Source organism: Stenotrophomonas sp. ATCM1_4 (genome assembly GCF_004348115.1).
Taxonomy (GTDB): Bacteria; Pseudomonadota; Gammaproteobacteria; order Xanthomonadales; family Xanthomonadaceae; genus Stenotrophomonas; species Stenotrophomonas capsici.
On sequence record NZ_QPFB01000001.1, the window covers coordinates 830,854 to 848,933 of the forward strand.

Consider the following 18,080-nt stretch of genomic DNA (forward strand, 5'->3'; position numbering starts at 1 on the left):
CACCATGCGACAAGATCCCTTCGGCAATCAGAGCGCGGGCGGCCAGGGCCGTCGTGGCGGTGGGCTGTTCGGCAACCTGCGCTGGGTGATCCTGCTGGGTTTCGCCATCTATGGCGGCTGCTATTACTTCGGCAACCGCTCGGTTGATCCCTACACCGGCGAGAAGGTGCTGATCGACAGCTCGCTCAACGCCGAGGAAGAGAAGGCCATGGGCCTGCAGGCCTACCAGGAGATCCTGTCCCAGGAGCGGCCGGTGGCCCCCGATTCGCAGATCTCCCAGCAGGTGCGGGAAATCGCGCGCCGCCTGATCGCCAAGGTGGACGTGGTCGAGACCGCGCTGGCCCGCGAGCATGGCCTGGAGCCGCAGCATTTCGCCCGTGATTTCGACTGGGAGGTCAACGTCATCCAGTCCGACGAGGCCAATGCGTTCTGCCTGCCCGGGGGCAAGATGGCGGTGTACACCGGGCTGATCCCGGTGGCGCAGAATGCCGACGCGGTGGCGGTCGTGATGGGTCACGAAATCGCCCATGCGCTGCTGCGCCATGGTGCGCAGCGCATGGCCCAGCAGAAGCTGACCCAGATCGGGCAGATGGCCGGCGCGGCGGGCGGCCTGGATGCGCAGCAACAGCAGATGATGATGTCGGCCATGGGCTACGGCTATCTGCTGCCGTATGCGCGCTCGCATGAAACCCAGGCCGACGAAGTGGGCCTGATGCTGGCCGCCGCGGCCTGCTTCAATCCCGAGGAAGCGGTGCCGCTGTGGGAGCGCATGAGCGCCAACAGCGGTGGCCAGTCGCCGCCGGAGTTCTCGTCGACGCACCCCAACCCCGGCACCCGCATCCAGAACCTGCAGGCGCTGATGTCCAAGGCAATGCAGTACCGGCAGCAGTTCTGCACCGAAGCGGCAAGGTAGGCGGTCCACCCCGCGACCGGGTCGCCGGCACATGCGGGGTGTTTTTCCCTTTGGTTGATGGCGGTGGCCGATGCAGTGCCTTGTCGTACGCGTCGTGATGGCGCTGCTGTGCGTGGTGATGGCCAGTGCATGCAGCCGGAGCAACCACCGTGCATCGGTCAACGCCGGTCGGTACGGTGACGTGCAGTTGGTGGCACCGCAGGGCGAGCCACGCGGTGTGGTGATCTATTTCGCCGAGGGCGCGCAATCGTCCGCCCGGGAACGGCCATTGCTCACCTCGCTGGCGCAGGGTGGTGCATGGGTGGCGGTGGTGGATTCGACGGCGTACCGGCAGCGCCTGGGTAGCGGGTCATCGACCTGCAGGAACATGGCCGACGATGCGGCGTTGTTGACCCAGAAACTGCTCAAGCAGGCACGGGCGCGGCAGTTCTTCCTGCCGTTGTTGGTCGCGCAGGGCAGGGAGGCCACGTTGGCCCGCGCAACCGCTGCCGGTGCCGCGGCGGGCGAGTTCGCCGGGGTGCTGGTGACACCGGGCGCTCCGGAACCCCGGCCCTGCACCGGCGGTGGGGATGCCGTCGCGGTCGAGCCGGTGCCGGCCGAGGCGTTGGTTTCCCGCGCACTGGAGACGATGGCGCGCCCGGACGGCACGCAGCGGCTTCCCCTGATCGAGATGCCGGTCGCCGGCAGCCGTCGCCTGGCAGTGGTGCTGTCCGGCGATGGGGGCTGGCGTGACCTGGACAAGGGCATTGCCCGCGAGCTCAACCAGCAAGGTATTTCCGTGCTGGGTTGGAACAGCCTGAAGTACTTCTGGGCCGAGCGCAGCCAGCAGCAACTGGGTGCCGATCTGGGCCAGGCCCTGCAGACCTACCGGCAGCGTTGGGGGGCAGACGACATCGCGTTGATCGGTTACTCGTTCGGTGCCGATGTATTGCCGTTCGCTTACCCGCAGCTACCGGCCGATCAGCAGCAGTCGGTGCGTTTCATGTCGTTGCTGGGCCTGTCCCATGGGGCCGCGTTCGAGGTCCGGGTAGGTGGCTGGCTGGGGTGGGGGCGTTCGCGCGAGACGCCCGTGTTGCCCGCACTGGAGCAACTGCACGCGATGCCGCTGCAGTGCATCTACGGCACCGATGAGAAGGACAGCCTGTGCCGCGACCTGCGCGGCAAGCCTTTCATCCAGACGGTGGAGCGGCCGGGTGGGCACCATTTCGACCGTGACCCGGTGGCGTTGACCAATATCGTGGTGCAGGCCTGGGACGCAGCCCCGCAGCGATAGGAGCGGCCTTGGCCACGAAGCCGATGGCCTCCGGGATTGCAGTAGCAGGCGTTGGCGGAAGGATTCCCGGCTTCGCGCCTGAAGGCGCTCCTACGGCTCGGAGGTTTCCACGCGGACCTGCAGGGTGCCTTCGGCCAGGCGGGCCTGCAGGCGATCACCGGGTTGTGCGTGCGCGCTGGAACGCACCAGGGCGCCGTCGTCGGCGCGGGTCAGGATCGAGTAACCACGGGCGACGGTCGCCAATGGGCTCACCGCCTCCAGTGAACGGGCGATGCCATGCAGGCGCAGTGCATCGGCTTGCAACTGGCGGTTGATGGCGGTCTGCGCGCGGGGTGCCAGGGCTGCCAGCCGTTCCTTCAATGCCGCCAGCCGACGCTGTGGCTGGGCGCCGCGCAGCACGGCGGCCGCATGCGCCAACTGTGCCCGGCGACGCTCCTGCTTCTGTCGCCAATGCGACTGCAGCCGCGCAAAGGCAGCCTCCTGCCGATGCCGCAGCAATGCCAGCCGTGCCTGCGGGCCCTGTGCCTGCAGGCGCAACGCGGCGCGATCGGCGCGCTGCATGGCCTGGCCCAGGGTGTGCACCTGCAACTGGTTCAGCCGCTGTGCGAGCCGGCGCAGACGCAATGCCAGGTCGCGCTGGTCGGGTACCAGCAGCTCGGCGGCGACCGACGGCGTCGGCGCGCGCAGGTCGGCGGCGAAATCGGACAGGCTGAAGTCGGTCTCGTGGCCCACCGCAGAGACCACCGGGGTGGTGCTGGCGGCGATGGCGCGGGCCAGCCGTTCGTCGTTGAAGGCCCACAGGTCTTCCAGTGAACCGCCGCCGCGGGTCAGCAGGATCACGTCGTAGCGGCCGCTGGCATCGGCCTGGCGCAACAGCGAGGTGATCTGCGCGGCGGCGGTTTCGCCCTGCACCAGCGAAGGCAGCAGTTCCACTTCAAGCAGCGGGAAACGCCGGCCAAGCACGCTCAGCACGTCGCGCACGGCGGCACCGGAAGGCGAGGTGATCACCGCCAGGCGGCGCACGTGCGCCGGCAGCGGGCGCTTGCGCCCGGCATCGAACAGGCCCTCGGCTTCCAGGCGTGCCTTCAGCTCCTCGTAGGCACGGCGCAGCGCGCCTTCGCCGGCTTCCTCCATGTGGTCGAGGATCAACTGGTAGTCGCCGCGTGCCTCGTACAGGGTGAGCCGGCCGCGCACCAGCACGCGCATGCCTTCGCGTGGCACGAACTTGAGCCACTGGCTCTTGGGCTTGAACATCGCCGCGCGGACCTGCGCGCGGGCGTCCTTCAGGGTGAAGTACAGGTGCCCGGAGGACGGGCGGCTGACATTGCCCAGTTCGCCTTCCACCCAGACCAGCGGGAAGCTGCTCTCCAGCAGGTCACGCGCCAGCGTGTTGAGCTGGGCGGGGGTCAGGACGTCGGCACTGCGGTTCATGGTTCAGCGGTTGCGGCGGTGGAGCGGGCGGCCATGGTCGCATGGAATGCCGGCGGGCTCACGCCGCCGGCGGGTCGGCGTCATGGTGGCGCTGCAGCGCCCACTGCACGTGCTCGCGGACCAGTTCGGAGGCGTGGTTGCTGCGCGTTTCCAATGCCTGCCGCGCACTGGGCGAGGGCGCGGCATTGCCCAATGCCACGGCGATGTTGCGCAGCCAGCGCTCGTGGCCGCTGCGGCGGATCGGGCTGCCCTCGGTACGGCGCAGGAATTCATCCTCTTCCCAGGCGAACAGTTCCGGCAGCGTGGCCGTGTCGAGGTTGTTGCGTGCGCGGAAGTCCGGCTCGTCGGTGCGCCGGGCGAACTTGTTCCAGGGGCAGACCAGTTGGCAGTCGTCGCAGCCGTAGATGCGGTTGCCCATCAACGGGCGCATTTCCAGTGGAATGGCGCCGTCGTGCTCGATGGTCAGGTAGGAAATGCAGCGCCGCGCATCCAGGCGGTGCGGGGCGATGATCGCCGCGGTCGGGCAGACGTCGATGCAGCGCGTGCAGGTGCCGCAGTGCGCGGTGGCCGGCACATCCACCGGCAATGGCAGGTCGACGTAGATCTCTCCGATGAAGAACCACGAGCCGCCGTTGCGGTCGATCAGGCAGGTGTGCTTGCCGATCCAGCCCAGCCCGGCGTTGCGCGCCAGGGCACGTTCCAGCACCGGCGCGGAGTCGACGAACACGCGGTAACCGAAGGGGCCGATCTCGGCGGCGACCCGTTCGGCAAGCTTCTGCAGGCGGTTGCGCATCAGCTTGTGGTAATCGCGGCCCAGGGCGTAGCGCGCCACGTAGGCGCGGTCGGCGTCATCAAGGGTGGCCCAGGCCTGCGCATCGTCCTTGTGGCCGTAGTCCAGCCCGACCGAGATCACCCGCACCGTGCCGGGCAGCAGTTCCTGTGGGCGCGCACGCAGGGTGCCGTGGCGGGCCATCCAGTCCATCGTCCCGTACAGGCCCTTGCCCAGCCAGTCGGCCAGGTGCGCCTCATCGTCACGCAGCTCCACGCCACTGACGCCGCAGCGCTGGAAGCCTGCTTCTCGTGCCAGTTGGCGGATGCGCAGCGACAGCTGCGCCGGGGTAGCGGCGGAAACGGCTTCGGACATGGCGCAAGTATAGAATCGGTGGCATGTCAGAGCCCGTGCAGATGTTCGATACCGCCGCCGCCCGTCGCATCGACGCGCAGGCGACCGCCGCCCTGGGCGGCGATGGCTACGTGCTGATGCAGCGCGCCGGGCAGGCCGGCTGGCACTGCGTGCTGCAGCATTGGCCACAGGCGCGGCGCATCGTGGTGGTGTGCGGGCCGGGCAACAACGGCGGCGACGGCTACGTGTTGGCGCGCTTTGCCCGCCAGTCGGGGCGCGATGTCCGGGTGCTGCACCTGGAGGACGCCGCGCCGCGTACGGCCCTGGCGCAGCGGGCCTGCACCGATTACCTGGCCGTGGGCGGGCAGGTGGAGCTGTCGATCGATTGCCTGCAGCAGGCGGATCTGGTCGTCGACGCATTGTTCGGCATCGGCCTGTCGCGCGCGCCGCAGGCCGCGGACGCGGCCCTGATCCAGGCCATCAACGAAGTGCCCGTGCCGGTGTTCGCGCTGGATGTTCCCAGTGGCGTGGACGCCGTGTCCGGCGACGTGCCGGGCGCGGCGGTGCGCGCGGTGCGCGTGCTGCAGTTCATCGTGCCGCACCGTGGCCTGCATACCGGCGCGGCGCTGGAATGCGCCGGGCAGCGGCTGCTGGCCGATCTGGACGTGCCGGCGGTGGCATTCGAAGGGGTGCCGCCTGCCGCCCTGCGGTGGGCGCGTGGCGTGCTGGCTTCGCAGTTGCCGCGCCGGCGCATCAATACCCACAAGGGCGAGTCCGGGCACGTGCTGTGCGTGGGCGGCAACCTTGGCAGCGGGGGTGCGGTGATGCTCAGTGTCGAGGCTGCACTGCGCAGTGGTGCAGGGCTGGTCAGCGTGGCCACGCAGGCAGCGCACGTGGGGCCGTTGCTGGCGCGCTGCCCCGAGGCGATGGTCCATGCCGTGACGTCGGCGCCCGCGCTTGCGCCGCTGCTGGCGCGCGCAAGCGTGGTCGCCCTGGGGCCGGGGCTGGGCCAGGATGATTGGGCACAGGCGTTGTGGTCGGTCGCAGTGGATGCAGGCAAGCCGCTGGTGATCGATGCCGACGCGCTCAACCTGCTGGCGGCCGCGCCGCGCGTCGTGCCGCACGCCATCCTCACCCCGCACCCCGGCGAGGCCGCGCGCCTGCTGGGCTGCGACACGGCCGGTATCCAACGGGATCGGTTTGCCGCCGCACAGGCCCTGGTCGAACGCTACGGCGCGGTGGTTGTACTGAAAGGCGCGGGCACCGTGGTGGCGGCGCCCGGGCAGGTGCCGCGGGTGATTGCCGCCGGCAACCCCGGCATGGCCGTCGGCGGCATGGGCGACCTGCTGACCGGTGCGATCGCCGCATTGTGCGCGCAGGGCCTGGCGCTGTTCGATGCCGCCAGCAGCGGTGCACTGCTGCATGGGCTGGCCGGCGATGCAGCGGCGGCCGAGGGTGAGCGGGGGCTGTTGCCACGCGACCTGCTGCCGCATCTTCGGACGTTGGCCAATCATAATGGCGGGCATGAACGAACTGTTTCTTCCCGAAGCCGACAGCACCGACCTGCTCGGCCATGAGCTGGCCCGCACCCGTCCGTCGCAGGCGGTAGTCCATCTGCAGGGTGACCTGGGCGCGGGCAAGTCCACGCTGGCGCGGGCCCTGCTGCGCGCGCTGGGCGTGCAGGGCGCGATCCGCAGCCCCACCTATACGCTGATCGAACGCTACCCGCTGGCCAACGGCGAAGCCTGGCACCTGGATCTGTACCGGATCGGCAGTGCCGGCGAACTCGATTTCCTCGGGCTGGACGAAGGGGCGGCCGATCTGTGGCTGGTCGAGTGGCCCGAACGGGGCGCTGGCGGGTTGCCGCCGGTGGACCTGGTGATCGGGCTGTCCATCGACGGCAATGGCCGTCGGGCGGTGCTCCAAGCCCGCAGTAATGTCGGGTCTGACTGGCTTCTGCGACTGCGTGAAAGCCCCGACTTGCAGCCCCTTTTTACCCCCTGACCATAGGAAAGTCGGGCAGGTTGCGGATTATTAAGGGAAAACATGTTGCAATTGGGGGATTCCGGTGATTGAATCCGCCCATGACTACGGGAAACCGCCTGTTCGCATCGTCTATCGTCGCCGCTGGACTGTGTCTGGCCGCGAGCTTCTCCGCGTGGGCGGGTGAAATCCGCGGGGTCAGCCTGCACACCGGCGCCACCGGCACCCGCGCCGAGATCCAGTTGGCTGGCGGTGGCAGCTACAAGACCCTGAGCCTGGCTGGCCCGAACCGGCTGGTCATTGATTTCCCTGATTCCTCCGCGGTGCGCGGACTGCGGCTGCCGGCCGCTGCCGGCGTGGTGACCGCCGTACGCACGGGCAGCCCGACCCCGGGCACGTTCCGCGTGGTGTTCGACCTGGCCGAATCGGTGGCAGCGTTCAAGCCGCTGATGCAGGGGCAGGGCGCCGAATCGAAGTTGTCGATCGAGTGGCCGGGTGAGGCACCGGTGACGGTTGCGGCGAGCGCACCGGCAACCGCCGCGCCGACGACTCCGCCTTCGCCTACCGCGGCCGCGCCTTCCAGCGCCGAGGCACGTGCCGAGGCGGCCCGTGCCACCGCCGCGTTGACCGCAGCAGTCAGCCGCCAGGCCGCGACGCCACCGCCGGCACCTGCGCCGGTCGCCAGCGCCCCGACCCCGGTGACCACGGCGACGGCCTCACCGGCGGCCATCCTCAATGCCCAGGCACCGGTGACGCGTGCACCGCAGGCGACGGGCCCGAACGTGGCCCAGGCGACGACGCCGGCTACGCCGGCACCGACGCCTGCCGTCGTCCCCGAAGCGCCGCGCCCGACCATGCCCAGCGATGCCGCGCGCATCCGCATGCAGCCGGGGATGCGCAATCTGGTGGTGGCCATCGATCCGGGCCACGGCGGCCAGGACCCGGGCGCGATCGGCCCGACCGGCAAGCGCGAGAAGGACGTGACGCTGGCCGTGGCGCGTGAGCTGGCCCGCCAGGTCAACAACACCCCGGGCCTGCGCGCGTTCCTGACCCGCGACACCGACGTGTTCATCCCGCTGCCGATGCGTGCCCAGCGTGCGCGCGCGGCCAAGGCCGACATCTTCATTTCGATCCACGCCGATGCCGCCGAGAACCGTTCGGCGACCGGCTCGTCGGTGTACGTGCTCTCGACCAAGGGCGCGTCCTCGCAGCGTGCCCGCTGGCTGGCGGACAAGGAAAACGCGGCCGACCTGATCGGCGGCGTCAGCCTGAGCCGCACCGAAGGGACCCTGGCCAACGTCCTGCTGGACTTGGCCCAGAGCGGCAACATGAAGGCCTCCGAGGATGCCGCCGGCCACGTGCTCGGTGGCCTCAAGCGCATCGGCAACAACCACAAGCCGAACCTGGAACGGGCCAACTTCGCGGTGCTGCGCACCTCGGACATGCCGGCCATGCTGGTGGAGACGGCGTTCATCTCCAACCCGGACGAAGAGCGCCGGCTGGTCGACCCGGCCTACCAGCGCCGCATCGCCGGCGCCGTGCTCGACGGCGTGCACACCTACTTCAGCCGGCAGCCGCCGCCGGGTACGCTGTTCGCGGCCCGTGCCCAGGCCGAGATGGAAGCCGCTGCCGGTACCGTGGCCGGCGGCAGCAAGTAAGTCGCGCCGCTGGCGTCGCCGGACACGGCGACGCGGCCGGGCTCGGCTATCATCGTGCCCATGCATGATGTCCTCCTGATTCCCTCCGTCTTCCCCCTGTCGCTGCGTAGGTCATTGCCGGTACCGATGGGAGGTGCCGCATGAACAGCATTCGTCCGCTGCCCGAGATCCTGATCAACCAGATCGCCGCGGGCGAGGTGGTGGAGCGGCCTGCATCGGTGGTCAAGGAACTGGTGGAGAACGCGCTGGACGCCGGTGCCACCCGCGTCGACATCGACCTTGAAGAAGGCGGTGTACGGCTGATCCGCATCCGCGACAACGGCGGTGGCATCGCCGCCGAACAGCTGCCGCTGGCGGTGTCGCGGCATGCCACCAGCAAGATCGCCAGCCTGGATGACCTGGAATCGGTGGCCACGCTGGGGTTCCGCGGCGAAGCATTGCCGTCGATCGCCTCGGTCAGCCGCTTCACGCTGGCCTCGCGCCGCCCCGATGACGAGCATGGTGCTGCCCTGCAGATCGAAGGTGGCAAGCTGGGCGAGGTGGCCCCGCGCGCGCATGCGCCGGGCACCACGGTGGAAGTGCGCGAGTTGTTCTACAACGTGCCGGCACGGCGCAAGTTCCTGCGGGCCGAGCGCACCGAGCTGGGGCATATCGAGGAATGGCTGCGCTCCTTGGCGCTGGCCCGTCCCGATGTCGAGTTGCGCGTCTCGCACAACGGCAAGCCCTCACGCCGATACAAGCCCGGTGACCTGTACTCCGATGCACGCCTGGGCGAAACGCTGGGCGAAGATTTCGCGCGCCAGGCGCTGCGGGTGGACCACAGCGCCGCCGGCCTGCGCCTGCACGGCTGGATCGCGCAGCCGCAGTATTCGCGCGCCAGCACCGACCAGCAGTACCTGTACGTCAACGGCCGCTCCGTGCGCGACCGCAGCATCAGCCACGCGGTGAAGATGGGGTACGGCGACGTGCTGTTCCATGGCCGCCATCCGGCTTACGTGTTGTTCCTGGAGCTGGACCCGACCCGGGTGGACGTCAACGTGCACCCGGCCAAGCATGAAGTCCGCTTCCGCGATGCACGCCTGATCCACGACTTCGTCTATCGCACGCTGAAGGATGCGTTGGCTGAAACCCGTGCCGGGTTGGAACCGTCGGCGATGGGACAAACCGCCGCGCAGGAAGCGCCGGCCGGAGCGGCACCGCTCAGTAGCGGTGGCGGTTACGGCGGCGGCTACGTGTTGTCGCGCCCCGGTGGCAGCGTCGGCGGCAGTGGCAACTGGCAGGCGCGGCAGTCGCCGCTGGGCCTGCCGGTGGCCGAAGCGCCGGCCGCCTACGCGGCCTTGTACTCGGCGCCGCCGGCTGGGCAGGTGCAGGCGCCGGTCGACGCCGGTCCCGCGTTGCCGCCCACCTCCAGCGACAGTGGCGTGCCACCGTTGGGTTATGCCATCGCCCAGTTGCATGGCATCTACATCCTGGCCGAGAACGCCGAAGGCCTGATCGTCGTGGACATGCATGCCGCGCACGAACGGATCGGCTACGAACGCTTGAAGAACGCACACGATGGCATCGGCCTGCACGCCCAGCCGCTGCTGGTGCCGATCACCCTGGCGGTCGGCGAGCGCGAGGCCGACACCGCCGAGCAGGAAGCGGCGACGCTGGCGGCGCTGGGCTTCGAGATCACCCGTTCCGGTCCCGGTTCGCTGCACGTGCGCAGCATTCCGGCACTGTTGGCCAACGCCGAGCCGGAAGCCTTGCTGCGCGATGTGCTGGGCGACCTGCGCGAGCATGGGCAGAGCCGGCGCATCGCGACCGCGCGCGACGAGCTGCTGTCCACCATGGCCTGCCACGGCGCGGTGCGCGCCAACCGGCGGCTCACGATTCCGGAAATGAATGCCCTGCTGCGCGACATGGAGATCACCGAGCGCTCGGGGCAATGCAACCACGGCCGCCCGACCTGGGCGCGCTTTTCTCTGGCTGAAATTGATCGCTGGTTCCTGCGGGGGCGTTGATGAAGACTTTACGGGGCTGTGCCGTGCTGCTGGCCGCGATGGTGTTGGCCGCGTGCGGCAAGCAGGAGGCGGCCAAACCGCCGGTCGCGGTGGATGCGAACTTTGCCCATGACAATGAGCTGTGGCGCGAAAGCCGCCTCACCGAGCTGCTCGCCCCGGATGGCTGGACCAGCCTGGTCGGCCTGCACTGGCTTGAACTCAAGGCGCATTACATCGGCAGCGGCAGCACCAGCGGCATCCGCATGGCGATGGGGCCGCCACGCATGGGGCTGGTCCAGCGCGAAGGCCAGACCTTCTGGTTCACCCCCGAGCCGGGCGTCTCGCTGAAGGCCAATGGCACGCCGATCGCCGGACGCATCCCGCTGCTCAGCGACGATGCCGAGCAGCCCACCGCGATCACCTTCGACGACGACAAGGGCCTGCTGACCCTGATCCATCGCGGGCCGCGCTACGCGCTGCGGCTGAAGCATGCCGATGCGCCGGCGCGCCGGCATTTCGGCCAGCTGACCTACTGGCCGGCGGATCCGTCCTGGCGTGTCACCGCCCGCTTCGTGCCGCATGACGCCAACAAAACGTTGCCCATCGTCGACATCACCGGCCTGACCACCGACCTGCCCAACGCCGGCGCGGTCGAGTTCGAGCGCGATGGTCGCACCTGGCGGCTGGAAGCGCTGGGTGAACCGGGGCGTCCGTTGCAGCTGATCTTCGCCGACCGCACCAACGGCCGCGGCAGTTACTCGGCCGGCCGCTTCATCGATGCCGAGGCCCCCGACGCCAAGGGCGAGGTGGTGGTCGACTTCAACCGCGCCTACAACCCGCCGTGTGCATTCACCCCATTCGCTACCTGTCCGCTGCCACCACCGGAGAACCGGCTGGACCTGTTGGTCGAGGCGGGCGAGAAGGTGTACGCCAAGCCGGCGACGGAGGCCGCACCATGAGCCACTGGATGACGCGCGCGGCCTCCGCGTTGCTGGGTTTCAGCCTGTTCTGCGGTGTCGCCTACGCGGCCCGGCCGGCCGCCACGCCTGCCGCCGCGCCGGCCTATGTGCCGCCGACGCCGTTGTTGTGGAAAGTCAGTGGCGGCAAGGGTGCCGAACTGTACCTGCTGGGCTCGTTCCATCTGTTGAAGCCGGATGACTATCCCTTGTCGCCGGACGTGGACCAGGCCTTCGCTGCCTCCAGCCGCCTGTTGTTCGAACTGGCTCCAGAGGAGATGGCGTCACCGGCGCTGGCCACGCAGATGATGCAGGCCGCGATCCGTCGTGATGGTGGCCAGCTCAAGGAGGAGCTCGACGCCGAGACCTGGCGCCGGCTGCAGGCGTGGGGCGCGGGCAACAGCATGCCGGTCGAGCGCCTGGTAGGCCTCAAGCCGTGGTTCATCGGCCTGACCATCAGCCTGACCCAGATGGCGCGACAGGGCCTGGACCCGCAGGCCGGGCTGGACCGCCATTTGATGAACCTTGCGGCCAAGGCCGGCAAGCCGGCCGCGGGCCTGGAAAGCGCGAGCTCCCAGATCAGCATGCTCGACGGCATGAATGCCGATGAGCAGCGCCAGCTGCTGCGCGAGGCGCTGGAGCAGGTGGAGAAGGGCGACCAGCAAAGCCGTCGCCTGCACGATGCGTGGCGCCGTGGTGACGACGTCACCCTGTGGCGGGACATGGCGTCGGAAATGAAGCGCACCTACCCGGGCCTGTACCAGCGCATCAACGTCGATCGCAATGACGCCTGGCTGGCGCCGCTGCAGCAGCGCCTGCAGGACGGGCAGGGCACCACGCTGGTGGTGGTCGGCGCGTTGCACCTGCTCGGCAGTGACGGCGTGGTCGAGAAGCTGCGTGCCAAGGGCTACAAGGTCGAGCGGATCTGCTCGGCCTGCAAGGGCCGCCCGTAAGCGCGGCGGGTGTGCCAGATACAGAAAAGGCCGACGCTTGCGTCGGCCTTTCTTATCCGGCAAAGGCTCAGCGGCCGGTGCGGGTCTTGCCGCCGGTGCTCGGCGGCGGGTCGGCCGGCTTGTTGGTGCCGGTACCCGAGGGGCGGCCGAAACCGGCACCCATGTTGCGCTGGAACTCCTGCCACAGCTCCAGGTTGCGCTCGGTGAGCTGGTTCATCATCGCCCACGGCGTCTGCCCCAGCAGATTGCCCATCTGCTGGCGGAACTGCTGCTGCTGGTCCAGGAACACCTGCATGCTGCGCTCCAGGTAGTTGCCCATGAATCCCTGCAGCGAGTCGCCGTAGAAACGGATGAGCTGACTCAGCAGCTGGGTGGACAGCATCGGCTCGCCGTCCTGCTCCTTGTCGGCAATGATCTGCAGCAGCACCGACCGGGTCAGGTCCTCACCGCTCTTGGCGTCGCGGACTTCGAACTCCTCGCCGTCGAGGATCAGCTGGCGGACGTCCTCGATGGTGATGTAGCTGGAGATCTCGGTGTCGTAGAGCCGGCGATTCGGATACTTCTTGATGATGCGGGTCGCAGCCATTAAGCAGTCACTCGTCACGGTTAGGTGCGCAGCATGGCGCAGTGCAACAGGGCTTGCAACCGCCAAAAGTACAGGTTGCAAGGCGCGGAGGGATGATTTCTTGTTGCGCAACATGAACCGCCACGTCCTGCAACATGGCGGTCGCGCTTACCAGCCCATGTGGTGGCCGCCGTTGACGTCCAGGTTGGAGCCGGTGATCCAGGCCGCTTCCTCGGCGACCAGGAAGGCCACCGCATAGGCGATTTCCTCCGGCTTGCCGAGGCGTCCGGTCGGGATGTCGGCCACGATCTTGGCGCGCACCTCCTCCGGCACGGCCATCACCATGTCGGTGGCCACGTAGCCGGGCGAGATGGTGTTGACGGTGATGCCGAAGCCGGCATTCTCGCGCGCCAGGGAAATGGTGAAGCCGTGCATGCCGGCCTTGGCCGCGGCGTAGTTGGCCTGCCCGTACTGGCCCTTCAGGCCATTGATCGAACTGATCTGGATGACCCGGCCCCAGCCACGCTTGCGCATGCCCTCGATCACCGGGCGGGTGATGTTGAACACCGAGTTGAGGTTGGTGTTGATCACCTCGTGCCACTGCTCGGCACTCATGCGGTGGAAGGTGGTATCGCGGGTGATGCCGGCGTTGTTGACCAGGATCTCGACCGGGCCGAGGCTGGCTTCCACCGCTTCGACCAGCGTCCGGCCACTGGTGGGGTCGGCCACGTCGCCCTCGAACAGGGCGATGTCGTAGCCCCGCTCGCGCATCTGCCGTTGCCACTGTTGCGCCTTCTCGGCGTTGCGGAAATTGGTGGCGACTCGATGGCCCTGGTCGGCCAGGCGTTGGCAGATGGCGGTACCAATGCCGCCGGTACCACCGGTGACCAGTGCGACGCGGGATGTCATGGGCAAGTGCTCCAGGGCGAAAGCGCGGGGAGCCGATGATTCTAATGAAACTGCGGTCAGCCCGGGGGCGATTCCGGGACGATGAACGAGGCTTTCTGCAGGAGCGCGGGGTTGAACCTGGCGGCGGCATGCTGCAGCAGCTCGCCGACGCTGCCTGCAGTATCCAGTGCAGCATCGGCCTGGCCCAGTGCAGACCACAGCCAGCGCAGGGTGGGCAGTGGGTCGGCGGCATCGACCGGTCGCGCGGCAAGCGACTTGGACAGCTTGTGGCCACTGGCATCGAGCAGCAGCGGCAGGTGCAGGTAGCGTGGCGTCGCCACACCCAGCGCCCGTTGCAGCAGGATCTGGCGCGGGGTGGAATCGATCAGGTCGAGGCCGCGCACCACGTCGGTGATGCCCTGCTCGGCATCGTCCACCACCACCGCCAGCTGGTAGGCCCAGCAACCGTCGGCGCGCAGCAGGACGAAGTCACCGACCTCCCGGTCCACCTGCTGGGTGAATGACCCCTGCAGGCCATCCTGGAACATGACCCGGCTGCCGTCGGCTACCCGCAGCCGGACGGCCGGGTGGGGGCGCAGCTGGTGGGCCGCGCAATGCCGGTGAATGCCCTGCTGGCCGGCCAGGTCGCTACGGCTGCAATGGCAGGCAAAGGCCTTGCCCTCGGCCAGCAGGCGCTCAAGGGCGGCCTGATACAGCCGATGGCGACGGCTCTGGTACTGGATGAGGCCATCGGCGTGCAGGCCGAATGCGGCGAGCGTGGCCAGCTGGGCATCGGCGGCGCCGGCGACCTCGCGTGGCGGGTCCACGTCCTCGATGCGTACCCGCCATTGTCCCCCCGCATGGCGGGCCAGTAGCCAACTGCCGAACGCAGCCAGCAGCGAGCCGAGATGGAGCGGGCCGGTCGGGGAAGGGGCGAAGCGCCCGCGGTAGGGAATGGAGGACATCGAAGCTGAATCGTCGGTCAGATTCACGCTTGAATTCAAGCGTTGGCCCCCGCAGATTTAACTCACTTTTTCATCCTCACGGATTGTTTCCCATGTTTACCCGAATCGGGCTGTTTCTGATGACCAACTTCGCGGTGCTGATCCTGGCCAGCATCGTGATGTCGCTGCTGGGCGTGAACTCGGCGCAGATGAGCGGCCTGCTGGTCATGGCCGCGATCTTCGGCTTTGGTGGTTCCATCATTTCGCTGCTGCTGTCCAAGTTCATGGCCAAGCGCGGCACCGGCGCGGTGGTCATCACCGAGCCGCGCAACGCCACCGAGCGCTGGCTGCTGGACACCGTGGCCCGCCAGGCCAAGGCCGCGGGCATCGGCATGCCGGAAGTGGCGGTGTACGACGCCCCGGAGATCAACGCCTTCGCCACCGGCGCCAACCGCAACAACGCGCTGGTGGCGGTGTCCACCGGCCTGCTGCACAACATGAGCGAGGACGAGGCCGAAGCCGTGCTGGGCCACGAGATCGCGCACGTGGCCAACGGCGACATGATCACCATGGCCCTGCTGCAGGGCGTGCTGAACACCTTCGTGATCGTGCTGGCCCGCGTGGTCGGCGGCGTGATCGACAGCGCGCTGTCGGGCAACCGCGAGGGCGGTGGGCGTGGTTTTGCCTACTACATCATCGTGTTCGTGCTGGAGATGGTGTTTGGCCTGGGCGCGACGGTCATCGCGATGTGGTTCTCGCGCCACCGCGAGTTCCGTGCCGACCATGGCGGTGCCTCGCTGGCTGGCCGCCAGAAGATGATCGCCGCGCTGGAGCGCCTGAAGCTCAACCATGGCCAGAGCACGCTGCCGACGCAGATCGCGGCCTTCGGCATCGCCGGTGCCACCGCCAGGAAGCTGTTCATGAGCCACCCGCCGCTGGAAGAGCGCATCGCCGCGCTGAAGGCATCCACGGTCGCGTGAGTGCTTGAACAACCATCGTGAAGCAGAACGCCCGGCCAACGCCGGGCGTTCTGTCTTGTTGCGCCGATGCCGGGCCCGGCATCGCCACCGGTCATGGCCCGGCGGGCGAGCGCCTCACATTGCGCAGGCCGTTCGCATCCAGCACCGCGAGCACCTCGTCAGTGTCCTCATCGACGAACAGGAGCTTGCCGGAGGGGGCGTCGGTGCTGCCGGTCAGGATATAGGCGGTGCAGTGAGCAAGCAGTTGCTGGAACTCGGGCGGGAGCTGGTTCCAGGTATCCACGGTCAGCACGGTGCCACCACGGGCGGTGGTGTGCCGGAGATCGAGCAGGCCGGTCCGCCGGGCCGAATCGATCTGTTCCTTGCACATGGGGATGGCCTGCGGGGGAAAGGGTGCCGGCGGGTCCGCCGGTTCCTGCCCACATGCGCTGTTCAGCGCCGCCAGGCTGGCAATGATGCAGATGAACGATCGTTTCATGGCTCCTCCCTGATCTTGAACGGTGCCTGCTTCACGGCGGCACGTCGGTATCGTAGCCAGAACCTCGCGTGTTCCGGTACCCCGACGCTGCGTGGCAGGAAGGGGGAGCGCAGCGCCCTGCTCGGCGCGACGTTCCCGGCAGTGCTCTGGCGCGCTTTACCGGCCGCGCAAACAGAAACGGCACCCTTGTGGGTGCCGTTTGCGGTGTGCAGCTCCAGGGCGATCAGAACTTCGGATCGAACTCGGCGGCATAGCCGGTGTTGACGATCACCTGCTGCAGGGCTTCGCAGACCTTGATGTTGCCGGCGACCACCTGCTGGGTTTCCGGGCCCTTGTCGTCCATGCGGGCCAGGGTGGCGCCGCGGTAGTTGCAGACCTTGCCGCCGGCTTCGCGGACCAGCAGCACGCCGGCGGCGATGTCCCAGGCCTTCACGCCGGCCTCGAAATAGGCATCGGCGCGGCCGCAGGCCACGTAGGCCAGATCCAGTGCCGCCGAACCCACGCGACGCACGTCTTCGGCCTGTACCAGCAGGGCGTCGACGGTCTTGAGCTGGGCGCTGGCACGGGCGCGCTCGCGCGGGGCAAAGCCGGTGTGGACCATCGCGCCGGCCAGGTCCTTGCGGTCGCTGACGCGGATGCGGCGGTCGTTGAGCACGGCGCCGGCCCCCTTGGAGGCGGTGAACAGCTCGTTGCGCAGCGGGTCGAAGATGACCGCGTCGGTCGGCTCGCCGTTCTCCACCAGCGCGATGGACACGCAGTAATGCGGGAAGCCGTGCAGGTAGTTGCTGGTGCCGTCGAGCGGGTCGATCACCCACATCTGGCGGCCGCTGCCCTGCACGCCGCCCTCTTCACCGAGGATGCCGTAGCTGGGGTAGGCGCGCTTGAGTTCCTTGATGATCACCTTTTCCGCATCGCCATCGACTTCGCTGGCGTAATCCATCCGACCCTTCTGCACCACGTTGAGCGCTTCGAGCTTGTTGATGTTGCGGAGCAGGACGTTGCCGGCGAGGCGGGCGGCCTTGACCATGACGGTGACGGCGGGTTTCTGCATGGCGTAAGGCTCCCGTGAAGGCAGAGATCGGATTGGCGGGGGAAAAGAGCAGGTCCGGCGCACTGGCCGGCCGCGCAGTTTACCATTCGCAGCTGTCCCGTTCCTGATTTTTTATAAACCATGCCTGCTTCCACCCGTATCCGTTTCGTCCTTGTTGGTACCCAGCACCCTGGGAACATCGGTGCTGCCGCCCGCGCGATGAAGACGATGGGGCTGGCCCGGCTGGTGCTGGTGGCCCCGGAAAAGCCATTGGACGAGGTGGCGTTGCGCCGCTCGGCCGGTGCCGAGGACCTGCTCGGTGACGCCCCGGTGTTCGCGACCCTGGCCGAGGCCGTGGCCGACTGCCGGTTGGTGCTGGGCTGCACGGCGCGCTCGCGCCGGGTCCAGCTGGAAGAGCTGCTGCCGGAAGTGGCCGGGCAGCGCGCCGTGGCCAAGGCCAGCGAGGAGGGCGGGGAGGTGGCTTTTGTGTTCGGCCGCGAGCGGACCGGCCTGACCAACGAGGAACTGCAGCTGTGCCACCTGGCCGTGCACATCCCCTCCAATCCGGAGTTCAGCTCGCTGAATCTGGCCGCCGCGGTGCAGGTGCTGGCCTACGAGGTGCGCATGGCCGTGCTGGAAGGTCAGGCGCAGCCGGAACGGGAGCCCGGCTACGGCGAGGCGCCGGCCAGCCATGCCCAGCTCGAAGGGCTGTTCGGGCAGTTCGGCGAAACCTTGGATGCGATCGATTTCCACAAGGGCCGTGCGCCGGAATCGGCCCTGCGCAAGCTGCGCCGCCTGTTCATGAAGGCTGACCTGTCCGAGCAGGAGGTACGCCTGCTGCGGGGGATCCTGGCCGACGCGCAGCGGATGGCGCGCCTGGCGTCCGAAGGACGTAACTGAGAAGTACATCACGTTGCAAT

17 protein-coding genes are annotated in these 18,080 nt (G+C 68.5%); 10 read left to right on the forward strand and 7 right to left on the reverse strand.

Annotation, left to right across the window (positions count from 1 at the left end; all coding sequences use genetic code 11):
• The first annotated feature begins 4 nt into the window (after positions 1-4).
• Together ATCM_RS04025 and ATCM_RS04030 are read left to right on the forward strand one after the other, a co-directional pair.
• A complete protein-coding gene (locus tag ATCM_RS04025; RefSeq protein WP_132862968.1) occupies positions 5-913 on the forward strand; it encodes a M48 family metallopeptidase in 909 nt (302 codons plus the stop codon).
• Between the two features lie 70 nt (positions 914-983).
• Positions 984-2,186, forward strand: coding sequence for an AcvB/VirJ family lysyl-phosphatidylglycerol hydrolase (locus tag ATCM_RS04030; protein WP_132862969.1), 1,203 nt, complete (start codon positions 984-986; stop codon positions 2,184-2,186).
• A 90-nt stretch (positions 2,187-2,276) separates the two neighbouring features.
• Here ATCM_RS04030 and xseA read toward each other — a convergent pair whose 3' ends face one another.
• Both xseA and queG read right to left on the reverse strand, forming a co-directional pair.
• On the reverse strand, positions 2,277-3,617 hold the full coding sequence (gene xseA, locus ATCM_RS04035; RefSeq protein ID WP_132862970.1) for an exodeoxyribonuclease VII large subunit: 1,341 nt from the start codon (positions 3,615-3,617) through the stop codon (positions 2,277-2,279).
• Between the two features lie 58 nt (positions 3,618-3,675).
• Positions 3,676-4,761 (reverse strand): tRNA epoxyqueuosine(34) reductase QueG, encoded by a 1,086-nt coding sequence (queG, locus tag ATCM_RS04040; protein WP_132862971.1) that lies wholly within the window; start codon positions 4,759-4,761, stop codon positions 3,676-3,678.
• A gap of 23 nt (positions 4,762-4,784) precedes the next feature.
• Between queG and ATCM_RS04045 the strand changes: the two genes are divergently transcribed.
• The 6 genes from ATCM_RS04045 (at position 4,785) to ATCM_RS04070 (ending at position 12,275) form a co-directional block, all read left to right on the forward strand.
• Entirely contained in the window at positions 4,785-6,317 is a 1,533-nt protein-coding gene (locus ATCM_RS04045) for an NAD(P)H-hydrate dehydratase (protein WP_132862972.1), read from the forward strand.
• Positions 6,265-6,744, forward strand: coding sequence for a tRNA (adenosine(37)-N6)-threonylcarbamoyltransferase complex ATPase subunit type 1 TsaE (gene tsaE, locus ATCM_RS04050; protein WP_132862973.1), 480 nt, complete (start codon positions 6,265-6,267; stop codon positions 6,742-6,744). Before ATCM_RS04045 ends, tsaE begins: the two co-directional genes overlap by 53 nt.
• 80 nt (positions 6,745-6,824) lie before the next feature.
• Complete coding sequence (locus ATCM_RS04055) at positions 6,825-8,381, forward strand: N-acetylmuramoyl-L-alanine amidase (RefSeq protein WP_132862974.1); 1,557 nt, start codon at positions 6,825-6,827, stop codon at positions 8,379-8,381.
• A 140-nt stretch (positions 8,382-8,521) separates the two neighbouring features.
• Complete coding sequence (mutL, locus tag ATCM_RS04060) at positions 8,522-10,387, forward strand: DNA mismatch repair endonuclease MutL (protein ID WP_132862975.1); 1,866 nt, start codon at positions 8,522-8,524, stop codon at positions 10,385-10,387.
• Positions 10,387-11,325 (forward strand): DUF1684 domain-containing protein, encoded by a 939-nt coding sequence (locus ATCM_RS04065; protein ID WP_132862976.1) that lies wholly within the window; start codon positions 10,387-10,389, stop codon positions 11,323-11,325. The genes mutL and ATCM_RS04065 overlap by 1 nt, the downstream gene beginning before the upstream one ends.
• A gap of 8 nt (positions 11,326-11,333) precedes the next feature.
• Positions 11,334-12,275 (forward strand): TraB/GumN family protein, encoded by a 942-nt coding sequence (locus ATCM_RS04070; RefSeq protein ID WP_132866061.1) that lies wholly within the window; start codon positions 11,334-11,336, stop codon positions 12,273-12,275.
• Positions 12,276-12,342: 67 nt separating this feature from the next.
• On the opposite strand, the gene phaR is transcribed toward ATCM_RS04070, so the two are convergent.
• From phaR to gluQRS, 3 genes are all read right to left on the reverse strand, one after another.
• Positions 12,343-12,927 (reverse strand): polyhydroxyalkanoate synthesis repressor PhaR, encoded by a 585-nt coding sequence (gene phaR / locus ATCM_RS04075; protein WP_165931117.1) that lies wholly within the window; start codon positions 12,925-12,927, stop codon positions 12,343-12,345.
• 81 nt (positions 12,928-13,008) lie between these two features.
• A complete protein-coding gene (locus ATCM_RS04080) occupies positions 13,009-13,749 on the reverse strand; it encodes a beta-ketoacyl-ACP reductase (RefSeq protein ID WP_132862978.1) in 741 nt (246 codons plus the stop codon).
• A gap of 56 nt (positions 13,750-13,805) precedes the next feature.
• On the reverse strand, positions 13,806-14,693 hold the full coding sequence (gluQRS, locus tag ATCM_RS04085; protein ID WP_132866062.1) for a tRNA glutamyl-Q(34) synthetase GluQRS: 888 nt from the start codon (positions 14,691-14,693) through the stop codon (positions 13,806-13,808).
• Between the two features lie 92 nt (positions 14,694-14,785).
• Here gluQRS and htpX point away from each other — a divergent pair, with 92 nt between their 5' ends.
• Positions 14,786-15,652 carry a protease HtpX gene (gene htpX / locus ATCM_RS04090; protein ID WP_132862979.1) on the forward strand — a complete coding sequence of 289 codons (867 nt, stop codon included), beginning with the start codon at positions 14,786-14,788 and terminating at the stop codon, positions 15,650-15,652.
• A gap of 91 nt (positions 15,653-15,743) precedes the next feature.
• Here htpX and ATCM_RS04095 read toward each other — a convergent pair whose 3' ends face one another.
• Complete coding sequence (locus ATCM_RS04095; RefSeq protein ID WP_132862980.1) at positions 15,744-16,130, reverse strand: hypothetical protein; 387 nt, start codon at positions 16,128-16,130, stop codon at positions 15,744-15,746.
• 223 nt (positions 16,131-16,353) lie between these two features.
• A complete protein-coding gene (locus ATCM_RS04100) occupies positions 16,354-17,181 on the reverse strand; it encodes an inositol monophosphatase family protein (protein ID WP_132862981.1) in 828 nt (275 codons plus the stop codon).
• 120 nt (positions 17,182-17,301) lie between these two features.
• On the opposite strand from ATCM_RS04100, the gene ATCM_RS04105 reads away from it, so the two are divergent.
• Entirely contained in the window at positions 17,302-18,060 is a 759-nt protein-coding gene (locus ATCM_RS04105) for an RNA methyltransferase (RefSeq protein ID WP_132862982.1), read from the forward strand.
• Positions 18,061-18,080: the final 20 nt, after the last annotated feature.

What these genes read in the sequence shown, in the direction of transcription:
- ATCM_RS04080 (WP_132862978.1), bottom strand. Translation starts at nt 13,749, where the DNA reads ATGACATCCCGCGTCGCACTGGTCACCGGTGGTACCGGCGGCATTGGT.
- ATCM_RS04065 (WP_132862976.1), top strand. Translation starts at nt 10,387, where the DNA reads ATGAAGACTTTACGGGGCTGTGCCGTGCTGCTGGCCGCGATGGTGTTG.
- mutL (WP_132862975.1), top strand. Translation starts at nt 8,522, where the DNA reads ATGAACAGCATTCGTCCGCTGCCCGAGATCCTGATCAACCAGATCGCC.
- ATCM_RS04070 (WP_132866061.1), top strand. Translation starts at nt 11,334, where the DNA reads ATGACGCGCGCGGCCTCCGCGTTGCTGGGTTTCAGCCTGTTCTGCGGT.
- gluQRS (WP_132866062.1), bottom strand. Translation starts at nt 14,693, where the DNA reads ATGTCCTCCATTCCCTACCGCGGGCGCTTCGCCCCTTCCCCGACCGGC.
- xseA (WP_132862970.1), bottom strand. Translation starts at nt 3,617, where the DNA reads ATGAACCGCAGTGCCGACGTCCTGACCCCCGCCCAGCTCAACACGCTG.
- ATCM_RS04030 (WP_132862969.1), top strand. Translation starts at nt 984, where the DNA reads ATGCAGTGCCTTGTCGTACGCGTCGTGATGGCGCTGCTGTGCGTGGTG.
- htpX (WP_132862979.1), top strand. Translation starts at nt 14,786, where the DNA reads ATGTTTACCCGAATCGGGCTGTTTCTGATGACCAACTTCGCGGTGCTG.
- ATCM_RS04105 (WP_132862982.1), top strand. Translation starts at nt 17,302, where the DNA reads ATGCCTGCTTCCACCCGTATCCGTTTCGTCCTTGTTGGTACCCAGCAC.
- ATCM_RS04055 (WP_132862974.1), top strand. Translation starts at nt 6,825, where the DNA reads ATGACTACGGGAAACCGCCTGTTCGCATCGTCTATCGTCGCCGCTGGA.
- ATCM_RS04095 (WP_132862980.1), bottom strand. Translation starts at nt 16,130, where the DNA reads ATGAAACGATCGTTCATCTGCATCATTGCCAGCCTGGCGGCGCTGAAC.
- ATCM_RS04045 (WP_132862972.1), top strand. Translation starts at nt 4,785, where the DNA reads ATGTCAGAGCCCGTGCAGATGTTCGATACCGCCGCCGCCCGTCGCATC.
- tsaE (WP_132862973.1), top strand. Translation starts at nt 6,265, where the DNA reads ATGAACGAACTGTTTCTTCCCGAAGCCGACAGCACCGACCTGCTCGGC.
- ATCM_RS04025 (WP_132862968.1), top strand. Translation starts at nt 5, where the DNA reads ATGCGACAAGATCCCTTCGGCAATCAGAGCGCGGGCGGCCAGGGCCGT.
- ATCM_RS04100 (WP_132862981.1), bottom strand. Translation starts at nt 17,181, where the DNA reads ATGCAGAAACCCGCCGTCACCGTCATGGTCAAGGCCGCCCGCCTCGCC.
- queG (WP_132862971.1), bottom strand. Translation starts at nt 4,761, where the DNA reads ATGTCCGAAGCCGTTTCCGCCGCTACCCCGGCGCAGCTGTCGCTGCGC.